This window comes from Sunxiuqinia sp. A32, assembly GCF_052690465.1.
In genome coordinates, this window is the sequence record NZ_JBQYLI010000010.1 from 132660 (window position 1) to 145944 (window position 13285).

Below are 13285 nucleotides of genomic sequence, written 5' to 3' on the forward strand. Positions count from 1 at the left end.
GATATATCTCTTTTATATTATCAACATTGCATCACCGTATGTTCCAAATCGGTAACCTTCTTTGATTGCCTGCTTATAGGCATCCATCACAAAATCATATCCTCCAAAAGCTGCAACCATCATCAATAAGGTTGAAAGTGGAAGATGAAAGTTTGTAATCATCCGGTTAGCTACACTGAACTCATAAGGAGGGAAAATAAATTTATTGGTCCAGCCTTCAAAAGGTTTTAAATGTCCTTGAGTTGAAACCGAACTTTCCAAAGTACGCATAACAGTGGTTCCAACAGCACAAACATTCCTTTTTATATTTTTTGCATTATTTACCACATCGCAGGCTGTTTCATTAATCCAGATCTGCTCTGAATCCATTTTGTGCTTGGTTAAATCTTCAACGTCAACACTTCTAAAATTACCCAAGCCAACATGCAATGTCACATAGCTAAAGTCAACACCAATAATTTCAAGTCTTTTCAGCAACTCACGACTAAAATGCAATCCTGCAGTCGGTGCAGCAACAGCACCTTCGTGTTTTGCAAAAATTGTTTGATAACGATCTTTATCAGACGGTTCAACCGGACGTTGGATAAATTTCGGAAGAGGCGTTTCTCCCAAACTATACAGCGTTTTCTTAAATTCATCATAAGGACCATCAAACAAAAATCTCAAAGTACGTCCACGTGAAGTGGTATTATCAATTACTTCAGCAACTAATAAATCATCGTCTCCAAAGTACAATTTATTCCCAATTCTGATTTTACGAGCAGGGTCCACCAATACATCCCAAAGACGCTGTTCACGATTTAACTCGCGAAGCAGGAAAACTTCAATCTCAGCACCTGTCTTTTCCTTATTCCCATACAAACGTGCCGGAAAAACTTTGGTATCATTAAACACCATCACATCTTGATCGTCGAAATAATCAACAACATCCTTAAACATTTTGTGCTCAATCTCGCGGGTTTCGCGGTTCAACACCATCAACTTTGATTCATCTCTATTATCTGATGGATGAAGTGCAATCTGATCTTCCGGTAATTTGTATCTGAACTTCGATAGTTTCATAAAAAGAACAATTATTACGGTACGTTAATTCAAAGTCCCCTTTTACGGGGGAATATTCAATTGGTTACAAATTGATTGATATTTTTTAGAAAATAATCTACAGAAAAGGCATCATCTATCCTGAAATTCCCGATTCTAGTACGTCGTAGGCCTATTAAATAAGCACCACATTCAAGTTTTTGGCCAATGTCACGGGCTAATGAACGTATGTATGTACCTTTACTGCAAACAACGCGAATAGTTACCTGAGATTGAGAATATGTCAATAATTCCAACTCTGAAATTGTAATTTTTCGCGATTTTAATTCGATTTCCTCTCCTTTTCGTGCATGTGTATATGCCCGCTGCCCATCAACTTTAACTGCGCTAAAGATTGGTGGAACTTGATCTATCTCTCCTTTAAAACCCTCTAAAATAGCATTGACCAACTCTTCAGTAACATTTTCTGTTGATGAGTGTTGTTCTTCTTCGGTTTCCAAATCAAAAGATGGAGTTGTTGCACCTAACTTTAAAGTGGCTATATATTCCTTTTCCCCTGCCTGAAAACTTTCAATTTGTTTGGTCGCTTTCCCTGTGCATAAGATCATCAATCCTGTTGCTTTGGGATCTAATGTTCCGGCATGGCCAACTTTCAACTTCTTGACACCCATGGCACGACACAAATTGTTACGTACTTTTTGCACCAAATCAAAAGAAGTCCAATCAAGCTCTTTATCAAAGAGCAACACTTCTCCTTGTTGAAAGTCAAAATTCTTTGGCAATTCCGCCATTCAGAAAAGATTTTAAATAAAAGGTTTGCTTGAGATTAGCCGTTCGTTTTTCAGGCGGCAAAGATAGCAATTAAGCCGATAACAAGACAATAAGCAGCGAAATAAATTAATTTTCCTTTATTTACGATGTTAATCATCCATTGGCAGGCAAGTAATCCAGATGCAAAAGCCGCAATAAATCCGATACTCAGCGGTACAATACCGAGGCTTTCCTCAGCTTGAAAGTCAGTACCGATCAGATCTAAAAAATTTGCACCAATAATCGGAATTAAAACCATTAAAAAAGAAAAGCGAGCCATTTCCTTTTTCTTCTTGCCTAGCAACAAACCAGTTGCAATGGTTGAACCACTTCTGGAAATACCCGGCATTACAGCAAGTGCCTGAGCAATCCCGATAATAATGGCATCTTTATATTTGATTTCCGACTTACCTTTTTTTGCAAAAAAAGTAAATGCCAACAACAAAGCAGTTACCAATAACATCAAACCAACCATGAAAAGATTACCTGTATAAAGACTTTCTATCTGTTCCTTAAAGAATAGCCCAAAAATTAAAACGGGAATCGCTGAAACCAATAAAAACGAGATGTATTTAGTCTCCTCATTCCAACGGAATTCAAACAATCCTTTTATCAGCTGAACAATATCTTTTCGAAAAACAACGAGCGTGCTTAACACTGTAGCTCCATGCACTACAACAGCAAACAACAGATTATTATGTCCTTCTACTCCCAGCAGAGTATGACCTATCTCCAAATGACCGCTGGAACTAACTGGTAAAAATTCGGTGAGTCCCTGTAAAATGCCCAAAATAAGGGCTTGTAGAGCATTCATTAATTATCTTCGGATTTGGGTTTCTTCATAATGGCGTAAATCTCAAACAAAAAGCCAAACAGCACTACCATCGGTGCAAGAGTTATCCTGCGAAAACTAAAAATCTCAGGATTAAAAACCGATGGATCTTCACTTTTACCACCTACCATTAAGATAAATCCAACTACAATAATTGCAAAACCAATCAGCAAGAGTTTATAATTCTCTTTACCTAATGCAAAGACCTGATTATCTGATTCCTTAAGTTTTTTTGCCATCGCTGTCTAATAATTTTGGGTAAAGTTAATATTTTGAAAATAATCAGAAAATTAAATGCAAAGTCACCATCAACTATCCGTTAATCTTTTATTATTATATTTTCCTGATTCACATCATCAATAAAACAATTCTTCAAATCTTAATCTCAGAAATCTATTAACTGACAAATGTGTCGAAATCCAGGTAATTAACAATCCAAAGGCAAAAACGACAGAAAAAGTCAATCCAATGGTTTCAACTTGTTCTATATCCAATATGCCCTGAAACTCTCGTTGATAAGATATTACTAATATAATGAGAGCACTATTGGCAATGAGACCTCCCAAAGCTCCAAAAAGCATACTTTTCAGAATAAATGGTCGCCGAATAAATCCCCGTGTTGCCCCAACCAGTTTCATTGTATTAATGATAAACCGCTGAGAGTATATTGATATTCGTATGGTATTATTAATTAACGTTGAAAAAATAAATAAGAGCAATGCTGAAAATACGATTAATAACAAACTAATCTTTTGGACGTTCTCATGAATAATATCCACCAGGTCTCTTTGATAGTAAACTTCTTTCACTTGGGGATATTCTAGAAAGTTCTTTTCAAGAACAGATAAACTGTCTGGATTCATGTATTCGGAATGTAATCGAACTTCAATGGACGAAAACAAAGGATTAAAGCCAAGAAAACCTATAAAATCTTCGCCCAAATCATTGGTTAATTGTGCAGCTGCTTTGTCCTTATCAACATACTCAGTAGATTTTACATACCGGCTAGCATTCAATGTTTTTTGTAACCGAAGCACCTCAACCTCTCTAACATGATCTTGCAACATTAAGGTAAAGCCAACATGCTCTCTTACGTATTCTGATAATCGACCTGCATTCAACAACAACAAAGACATCACACCTACCAGGAACAGTACAAGAGTTATACTGACCGTTGTGGTAAGATATGATTTAAAAAGACGTCTTTTAAGCCTTGCTGGTCGCTTCTTCTTCATCCTGTTTTTGTAATTTTTTACGTATTTCTACAAAACCAACAGCCAAAGCTGCCAGTAATAAAATGATGGAACTGGCCAATGAGATTTTATTCCCTAAAATATATGATTGTGGTTGAAATTTAAACTCAATCTTATGTTTTCCTTGAGGAACAGGCAGGGCCCTTAAAATGTAATTAACACGAACATGTTCAACCTTTTCCCCATCAATGAAAGCATCCCAACCCTTCGGATAATATATTTCCGAGAAAACAGCCAGTGTTTCGTTTCCTTTTACATCAGCTTCGTAAACCAAATAATTTGGCTGATATGTTTCTAACCGAATAGATGAACCTTCGTCGGCAAATAATTTAGTCCCATCAACAATTGAATCAAATCGTTTATCAATAATAGCAGTTTTTGCAGGATCAAAATTATCCAATGCAGCTATTTCCGCGTCAGCATTTTCAACCCAACGAACCTGATCAACAAACCATGCATTTCCCAAGGCACGGGTATTCGTCAATGGTGCAGCCTTTGGATTATAAATTGCATATCTTGTATTAAGCATATTCAATACGTTCAAGCCTATAAACACAGAGTCAAGACTACTTTCACTGGTAAGTTTTTGAAGCCGCTGGCCAATTTGCATCATTTCAGGTGAAATGCAATGTTCGATCACCTCCTGATAACGTTCCATTTTTGCGCCATGATAACCGCCAATTGACTTGTGAAAATAAGAAGTCATCGGATCGCTAAATGGATTGCCGGCTAAATTCAACACCCGATAATCAGGATCAGTATCTTTTAAAATTTCAAGGTTGGCGGTGGTTGGAGTAAATGGATTTTCAATTTTCTTTTGTGAAGTAAAATTATCATTATTCAAGTACTTCTTATTAATTGGCCACATATCTGCCAATAACAAAACCACCCATAATATCAGCGCGTATTGAGCTTTAATTTTCTTTGTAATAAACAACCAAATTGTTCCTGCAGAAAGAGCTACAAAAATAAACGAACGCAGTGCATCTGCCCTTAATACCATTTTTCGGTCAACCATTAATGCATCTATTAATTGTGCAGGCCAGCCCGCCCGAACTAACTGCGCATCCGATTCGCCCTGAAAATTTCCAGCCAAGCCCGGAATCAGAACAAAAATTAGGGCAAGTCCACCTGTAATAATAAATGAATATTTCAGTCCCTTAAGCAATTGCTGCTTGTCCATCTCTTTCTTTAGAAGTTCTTTTACAGCTAAAACTCCCAACAATGCCATCGCAAATTGCTGGATCACAATAATATTCTTTACATCCCTGAATTTGTTATAACCTGGCAAATAATCGATTAGGAAATCACTTAATAAAGGAAAATTCTTCCCCAATGACATTAGAAATGATATGAGCACAACGGCAGCAATCCACCATTTATCCCTACTCTTAACCGTAAATAAACCAAACACAAAAAGAAAAATTAATACTGCTCCAAAATAGAAAGGAGCATTTGAGATTGGCTGACTTCCCCAATATAAAGGTAGATTTTGGCTGATCCGCTTAGCTGAAGCTTTCCCATTACTTTTCTCTAAAAATTGGTAAACTTCTGACTTTTCACCTAAAGGCTCGCTCATTCCCCCACCTTTAAAACGTGGGATAAATGCTGTCATTGCTTCCCCAAAATCGTAACTATAGGATAGGATATAACTCTTATCAAGACCATCAGTTTTGTCATCCGTAGGAGTGAGCTCAGACTTTCCTCGAGTGGAATATTTACCATATTCAACTGTTGTGTAAAGTCTACTATAATTAGCGCCTAAAGCCAGAATAGCTGCAACTATAAGAAGGCCTGAGGTTTTTAAAAATGGCATCAATAATTTATCTTTTACTGCAAAAACAAAATAGGTAATAGCAAGTATTGCAACCATAATGCCTGCATAGTAAGTCATCTGAGGGTGATTTGCACTTATCATCCACCCTATGCCTATTCCCGCAAGAACACTCCCACCAATAGGTTTCTTCTTATACGAGATGATAACTCCAGCCACTACCAGTGACATGTAGGCCAATGTATGCACTTTGGTAATATGCCCTCCAACTAATAAAATGAAAAGAACAGAGAAAAAACTGTACGCGACTCCACCAGCAAAACTCACCCATGGATTGATTCCTAAAACCAAACAGAGAACATAGAAGAACACAAAGTGCAACATCAGTAATCGTACAGACACAGGGATGAAATTGACTGATTTTTGAATTTTAGCAAGTATATTCCCAGGAAACTTTGCGCTTATTAAATAGGCCGGCATTCCACCAAACATGCTATTCGTCCATAAAGTTTCTTCTCCTGTTGAATCTCTGAAATCTTGAATTTCTTTAGACATCCCTTTAAAGTTTGACACATCATGAGCCTGCAGTTTCTTCCCATTTAACACTGGGGACATATAACTCAAAGAAATTACCAAGAATAGAACTATCGGAATTAGATATGAAATCAATTTATTGGATGACGAAGATTTCTTCATAAAAAGAATGCAGTTAAATGATTACTTTTACAGTTTAACTACAAAAATAAACCATTTTAAATCATATGCTAATTAAAAAGTATGGGCATCATTCAAAAGCAAACAATTAAGGGATCTGTCTATTCGTATCTTGGAGTTGCCGTTGGCTTTTTAAATTCAGCATTGATTATGCCCATGCTTCTTTCCACTGAAGAATATGGGCTAATCAACATTCTTGTGGCCATTTCTGCTATTTATGCGCAATTTTCAAGTTTGGGATTTGCAACTGTTACGATCAGACTATTTCCATATTTTCGAAATGCAGATAAAAACCATAATGGATATGCATTTATCACGGTTATGGTTGGAACTATTGGATTCCTTTTAGCCCTTGCATTCTTTTTCATTTTAAAGCCATATTTAATTGAAAATAATATAGAAAAATCACCTCTGCTTGTTGAATATATCTGGTTTTTAGTACCTCTAATCTTTTTCAGAAGTTTCTTTTTATTGCTCGACAATTACAATAAAGTAATGTATGATGCAACAACAGGTACTTTACTAAGTGATTTTGCCTATCGACTCATCAACCTTTTGTTACTTGGAGCTTATTTTCTTAAATGGATAAACTTTCCTCAATATGTAATGGGATATACTTTTGCTCTATGTTTCCCTGCAATATATCTGGCAATTTTATTAATCGTACGAGGACAATTCAGCCTAAAACCACAACTTCAATTTATCAGCAAATCACTTCGCAATGAAATGATTTCAGTTGCCGCTTTTGGTATTATTGGTGGATTAAGTGGAGTTGCTTTACAAAGTATTGACAAAATAATGGTTAATGGGTTTCTTGACTTGAATAATACTGGAATATACTCCATTAGCTTCTTCTTCGGCACCATCATATTGATACCAAGTCGAGCACTTGCAAAGATATCCTCACCTATTCTGGCTGACTCATGGAAAGAAAACGATCTAAAAACAATTAATAGTATATACTATCAAAGCAGCATTAATCAATCCGTTGCCGGATGCATCTTGTTTATATTATTGATTGCAAATCTGCACAATATTTTTCAGATATTACCAGCTGAGTATACCGGTGGCGAAATGGTTATTTTATATATCTCACTGGGAAACCTGATTGCTGTTTCTTCAGGAGTAAGTTTACAAATATTAGGAACTTCTGAAAAATACAAGATACTGGCACTCCAGCTTGGTATACTAATAATCTTGACTATTATCACCAACCTAATTCTAATTCCTATCATGGGAATTAATGGGGCTGCATTGGCATCTTTAATTTCGATGGTTGTCTACACTATAATACGAATCCTCTACCTGAAAAGGAAAATGAACTTATTTCCGTACAATAGTCAACATCTCAAACTAATTTTAATTACGGTTGCCGCATATTCATCCACTTATCTGATTCCTGAGCAGTTAAATTGGATTATTGATACTATTCTAAGAAGTTCAGTCGTTGGAATTGTTTTTGGATTAGGTGTTGTAATTTTTAAAATCTCAGATCAAGTAAATGATCAGCTTGCTGTAATTATCAGAAAATTAAAATCTTAACAAACGTTAGATTTTCTTCAAAAGTGAAAATTTCCTTTTTATTTTATTATCATCACACAATGATCCTGACTCAATTTCAACAAATCCACCCCCCAAGAAAGATGCAATTTTTTCATCCCAATCAACATCTTGCACTTCAATATTTTGCGACTCAAACAACACATATCCATTCGCATTAAGCATGTTCCATAATCTTCGTGCGTAAGTTTCAATATCAAGGCCAATCCAGTAATGGACAGCGAATGACAATATAAAATCATAAGTATTATTAAACTTCGCTTTACTAAAATCACCTTGCTGAAAATTTATATTCTTCCTACCCAAAAGTAATTTTGTCATATTAGAGATATCAACTAACGACTGATTAATTTCCAAACCTTCTACATATTTCACATGCCTTGATATGTATGTAGCAAAGAAGCCGCAATTACTGCCAATATCTAATACTTTCATTGATGGTGTAAGATACTGTGCAAGTCCGTAAATTTTAAACCTTTCTTCCGTAGGGCGTTGTCCAACAATGTCAATTTCCTCAAATGATTGGTAAAAAATCCCCCTGCCAAACTCCTGCTTCTGTGAATTGAGAATCTCTGTCAATACTTCCTTGGGCTTTATTTCATCAAGTATTTTTTTTTCTGTTTGTTGAATTAGCCTGATTTCATTATCATCAAAATATTTTGCAAAAAATTCCATCCCATAACTGGGGTTAGAATCCTGTGACCGGACAACAGTTACTGTAGGAACTTTGAAATACAATGCGGCTGCCAGTCTATGCGCCCCATCAAACAACCTATTATCTTTATTGGATATTATGGGTGATTTGTCTCTATAGCCTTCTTGCTGCATCGTAACGACCAAATCTTTAAGCCCCTTTTCCTTATTTAGGAAATCTAATTCAAACTTTTTATTTCCCCCTGCCCTGCTCATTTGCATTTTTATATAAAGATCTCTCCCAGAATCATTTTTTCCCAACAAATAATCAATCATCAAATACCTTACAATTAAATCATACCTATTCAATTTCTCATTCTGATATTGATATAAGTATAATAATTCCGGACTCATTTGAGCCTTGTAACTCTTAAACAGCAGTATCCTGTTTTTTAATTCCACTAATAGTAATTTTAGTTTCTCAATTAACGCCATATCTCATATATTAGAATTCAAAAACTATTCGAATATTATCATTCGTAAAATTGTTCTTTATTATTTAATGCGATTTAATACAACTACACTCTCAGTAAAAAAATTGTAAATATTTGTTAGACGAAGCACTTCACTTATTTTTCATCCGGACAGATAACCGAAGTCTTCTCATCACTCATATGGAAATAATAACTAATCTTTTTAGGAGCAAAGTCATCCGCGGTGAAATCATATTCTTGTAAGTAAAATGGTACAAACAAAATCTCACCTAACCAAAAAACCTATCATACATGCATCTGACTACTCCTTTACCTCCTGCAACACCTAAGTGTATAATGCCTGCAACCGATTTCACTTCTTTCTGAGCATTTGCGGGGCATGCTGCAATACCAACTTTCTGAAGCACTTCAATATCGTTCAAATCATCACCAATGTATGCAACCTGATCTATTGATATTCCGATCTCTTTGATCAAACTTTCAACCACTTCCAATTTATTCTTGATCCCATGAAAGTGATAATCCAGTTTCAATTTTTCAGCTCTTCTTCTGTTTAAATCACAATCTTCGGAAGTAATAATTCCAACTTTTATACCTGCATCTTTTAATAATTTAAAAGCCATTCCATCATAAGTTGAAAACTTTTTTATCTCATCACCTTTTTCAGAATAATACATCCCTGCATCTGTAAGTACGCCATCAACATCTGACAACAATAATTCTATTTTTGAACCCTTAACGGATAAAGAATCCGGGTGATATTTTTTCATCAGGATTTCTCCTATTAACCAATCTTCCTCTTCGTCCAGTTCTAAGCTTGTGTATGCTGGCATTTCGTAAAGGCTAATTTCTCCACTTAACCGATTTTTTGATTTCAAAATAGTGTCAACTTTTGAAATGTAGAATGCCCCATTTTCGAGCAATGTTCCCTCAAAATCTTGTCTGCGTGGTCGCTCTTTATAGTTATAATTTATTGGAGAACCATCTTTACTCCAATAAAATCGTTTTTGGCGGGCTACTGAAAGCAAACTATCAGAAGCATCCTTCTCAAATAGCACTAAAGCTTGCTCAAAATCTGCAGCAGTTGTGAACGGGGAAGTCGCCTGAACCAATATAAAAGTATCTTCGGATTGAATTGTTTTCTTTTGCAAAAACTCTAACATCACGGATTCGGTCGAGGCACTATCAGAGGCATTCTCGGGATTCCTATAAAAAATTGAGAGCTTATCAAAACCAAATTTAGTAGCGATAGTGGCTATCTCGTCTCCATCCGTTGCCAAATAAATCTGATCAACTGAATTGCAATCCTGCAGAGCCTTCAAAACCCAGTATATTAAAGGCTTTGAATTGAACTCCTTTATGTTTTTATTCTTAATTCCCTTACTCCCTGATCGAGCAGGGACAAACGCAATTACACCCATTATTTTCTATACTTAAGTTTTTCACGTTGAGGCTTTTCGATTTCCAAAATATCCGTGTTTTTATATTGTAGAGCTTTGTATGTAACATTTAAATCACGAACCAACTTCTGTAAACCTCCTGGTTCCAATGATGCCGCGTGGTCTGTACCTTTCCACGTACGGTCTTTAGTAAAATGGCGTTCAATCCAATTTGCACCCAAAGTATAAGCCGCTATATCAATGGCAATCCCAAGATGATGGCCAGAAAAACCAACAGCCTTTACACGTTCTTCATACTGGTCACACAGCCGTTCAATCTCTCTTAAAAACACAGATTCAAATGGCACCGGATACCCTGAGGTACAGCTATAAAGAACGAGTCTTTCCAAAGCAGCTCCACTTTCCTCAAATATTTCAATAATCCTGTTCTCCTCATCCTTTGTAGTCATCCCAAGTGAAACGTGGATTTCACCATTATATGAATCCAATAATAATCTCAATAACTCCTCATGGTTATTACAAGCTGATGGTATCTTAATCAAATCCGGATTTAAAGAAATAATTTCTTTGGCAGAAGTAACATCCCAAACTGAAGTCGCATAGCCTATATTTTTCGATTCACAGAAAGATTTTAATTCGGCATGTTGCTCAATGGTAAATTCCAAAAATTCGCGATGTTCACCATAAGTTTTCCCATAAGCATGCATCACATTAGGATGTGGAGCCTGATATTGCTCAGCACTTAAAAGTTCCTTCGGATTTCTTTTCTGAAATTTCGCATAATCTGCGCCACACAAGCTTGCTGTAACAATGAGTTCTTTAGCAATATCTAAATCGCCTTTGTGATTGCATCCAATCTCTGCTACAACTTTAGGCTTCTCATATTTTAGATTTTTCATAGTCTTCTAAGTCTATTCTATTAAACGCATCAATAAATGATCCTTTAGTACAATTCAATATATCAACTTGTTTTGATTCAGCATATTCTTGAACAGTAAAATAACCTTTGAAAGCAGTCATGAATTTATACAAAATCTCGTGAAGTCTCCTATTTTTATTCTTCTTCCAAACTAATGGAAGTGATTTAGATTCATTTTCATCATAAAAATGCTTTTCATTTATCAACGCCTCATTATTTTCGGTTACCGATATATCTTTCAACCATGAATGGTCAGCTCCCCAGATGTATATTTTTTTATATCCCAACCAAGTCATCACAAACATGGATGGAATCATTATATTATGAGGCCTTACCATTCCTGCTTTCAAATTAAAAAGGAAATTTCTTACGGGTGCCAAGCCTTCAATTGGTGTTGTATTGTAGTAATATACAGTTATGTTTTTATTATTTTTAATCTGCTCCTGCCAACGCTTATATTTTTTTGCTTTTGCAGGAAACAAAAAAATTAAGGGCCAATCTGTCTTCTTATTAATATTATCAAACAACCTTTTGCTTTTGTCAATAAATCGTTGATCGATATCTTCTAAGAATAAATCCTCTGCCGATGCGATTAAATATTTTGGTTTCAACTTCTGATATTCATCGGTTGTGGGGAAATGATTTACACAAACCAAATCCTTCCCATCCAGAAAATCAGGATATTCAGAAATCATTTTCTTCAAGGATGGTCCATTCCCTAAAATAACAACTTCATCTTGCTCGCCTATTTGAATTTGACTGATTTTTGTCTTTCTAGACATCAGTATAATCTTTAATAGCGACCCTAATATCTGCATGAACAGAACTATGCAATTTTGTATGTATAATAAAATTCTAATCATATCTAAAAATCAAACCCTTAGAAACCCAAGCTCTAAATTTTACGATGATTCGAGAGGCTGCATACCGGAATGTTACCAAATAAAATGCGGCGATTCCAAAACTGGCTGCCCATTTTAACAGTTCTTTAAAAACACTGAAATACCATTTTGCTTTTCCGAGTGACAAGGTGCGAATTCGCTCGCTTTTGCCAATTCCTATGGCTTGCCGACGCACAAATTCATCAGTTGTGCGCTCAATTGGCACCAAATGATAAACAACTGCTTCGGGAACATACCACATCACTTCACCGTTTTCCTTGAAACGATAGAATAATTCTTTCTCTTCATTTCCATACAAACTAGCTGCCTTTCGTCCTAAACGCACATCAAAGCCTCCGTGTTTCTCAAATACAACTTTTCGAAATGACATATTGGAACCACGAAAATAGTTATTGGAGAAAACCTTTTGCTTGTCTCCCGGATTAAAATAACCTAAAATAGGGGCAATAAAAGGATTGTACCATGCTGGTTTTTCTTCCATATACCGAAGTAAAATCCTGCCACCCATCGCATTTACGGTCGGATATGCGTCAAAAAAATGATTGGTCTTTTCAAAAAAGTCCGGAGCGATTATGGCATCATCATCCAAAAATGTAACCAAATCTCCATTTGATTCTTCTATTCCTCGGTTTCGCCCATACGAAAGTCCTTGCTTCGTTTCTACAAAATAAGAACACTTTACGTCCGGATGATCCGCCATAAACTGCCAGCAAATCTGCTCGGTACGATCTGTCGAATTGTTATTGACGATCACAATCTCATAATCATCTTTTGAAATTGATTGGTTCAAAATAGATTCAAAAAGACCGTTTAGAAAACGTTCGCGATTATATGTCGAAATTATGGCTGAAATCATTTTTCAGAGTTGCTCCACAAATGTAACACTCCAAATCCTTTCAGAAACAGCTTTCAACAATTATTTCAAACAAATGCCACTTAATTACAAAGCTACA

The 13285-nt window shown here is 35.8% G+C and carries 12 protein-coding genes; 1 reads left to right on the plus strand and 11 read right to left on the minus strand.

Annotated elements, in window-relative coordinates; genetic code table 11:
* Positions 1-12: 12 nt before the first annotated feature.
* From queA to ACUNWD_RS12050, 6 genes are all read right to left on the minus strand, one after another.
* The gene (gene queA / locus ACUNWD_RS12025; protein WP_445588057.1) at positions 13-1062 is read right to left on the minus strand and encodes a tRNA preQ1(34) S-adenosylmethionine ribosyltransferase-isomerase QueA; all 1050 of its coding nucleotides are present in this window, start codon (positions 1060-1062) and stop codon (positions 13-15) included.
* A 56-nt stretch (positions 1063-1118) separates the two neighbouring features.
* Positions 1119-1832: a tRNA pseudouridine(55) synthase TruB gene (gene truB / locus ACUNWD_RS12030; RefSeq protein WP_445588058.1), complete on the minus strand. Its 714-nt coding sequence runs from the start codon at positions 1830-1832 to the stop codon at positions 1119-1121.
* 50 nt (positions 1833-1882) lie between these two features.
* Complete coding sequence (locus tag ACUNWD_RS12035; protein WP_445588059.1) at positions 1883-2665, minus strand: undecaprenyl-diphosphate phosphatase; 783 nt, start codon at positions 2663-2665, stop codon at positions 1883-1885.
* Positions 2665-2922 (minus strand): DUF3098 domain-containing protein, encoded by a 258-nt coding sequence (locus tag ACUNWD_RS12040; RefSeq protein WP_445588060.1) that lies wholly within the window; start codon positions 2920-2922, stop codon positions 2665-2667. Before ACUNWD_RS12040 ends, ACUNWD_RS12035 begins: the two co-directional genes overlap by 1 nt.
* 117 nt (positions 2923-3039) lie before the next feature.
* Positions 3040-3918 (minus strand): cell division protein FtsX, encoded by an 879-nt coding sequence (locus ACUNWD_RS12045; protein ID WP_445588061.1) that lies wholly within the window; start codon positions 3916-3918, stop codon positions 3040-3042.
* Complete coding sequence (locus ACUNWD_RS12050) at positions 3890-6265, minus strand: YfhO family protein (RefSeq protein WP_445588062.1); 2376 nt, start codon at positions 6263-6265, stop codon at positions 3890-3892. Before ACUNWD_RS12050 ends, ACUNWD_RS12045 begins: the two co-directional genes overlap by 29 nt.
* A gap of 222 nt (positions 6266-6487) precedes the next feature.
* Here ACUNWD_RS12050 and ACUNWD_RS12055 point away from each other — a divergent pair, with 222 nt between their 5' ends.
* The gene (locus ACUNWD_RS12055) at positions 6488-7966 is read left to right on the plus strand and encodes a lipopolysaccharide biosynthesis protein (RefSeq protein WP_445588063.1); all 1479 of its coding nucleotides are present in this window, start codon (positions 6488-6490) and stop codon (positions 7964-7966) included.
* A gap of 6 nt (positions 7967-7972) precedes the next feature.
* Here the strand turns inward: ACUNWD_RS12055 and ACUNWD_RS12060 are convergent, their stop codons facing one another.
* The 5 genes from ACUNWD_RS12060 to ACUNWD_RS12080 all read right to left on the minus strand — a co-directional run bounded on the left by ACUNWD_RS12060 (position 7973) and on the right by ACUNWD_RS12080 (position 13188).
* Positions 7973-9112: a class I SAM-dependent methyltransferase gene (locus ACUNWD_RS12060; RefSeq protein WP_445588064.1), complete on the minus strand. Its 1140-nt coding sequence runs from the start codon at positions 9110-9112 to the stop codon at positions 7973-7975.
* A 268-nt stretch (positions 9113-9380) separates the two neighbouring features.
* Complete coding sequence (locus tag ACUNWD_RS12065) at positions 9381-10532, minus strand: HAD-IIIA family hydrolase (RefSeq protein ID WP_445588065.1); 1152 nt, start codon at positions 10530-10532, stop codon at positions 9381-9383.
* A complete protein-coding gene (locus ACUNWD_RS12070; RefSeq protein WP_445588066.1) occupies positions 10532-11410 on the minus strand; it encodes an N-acetylneuraminate synthase family protein in 879 nt (292 codons plus the stop codon). Before ACUNWD_RS12070 ends, ACUNWD_RS12065 begins: the two co-directional genes overlap by 1 nt.
* Complete coding sequence (locus tag ACUNWD_RS12075) at positions 11391-12212, minus strand: hypothetical protein (protein ID WP_445588067.1); 822 nt, start codon at positions 12210-12212, stop codon at positions 11391-11393. Before ACUNWD_RS12075 ends, ACUNWD_RS12070 begins: the two co-directional genes overlap by 20 nt.
* A gap of 73 nt (positions 12213-12285) precedes the next feature.
* Positions 12286-13188: a glycosyltransferase gene (locus ACUNWD_RS12080; RefSeq protein WP_445588068.1), complete on the minus strand. Its 903-nt coding sequence runs from the start codon at positions 13186-13188 to the stop codon at positions 12286-12288.
* Positions 13189-13285 lie beyond the last annotated feature (97 nt).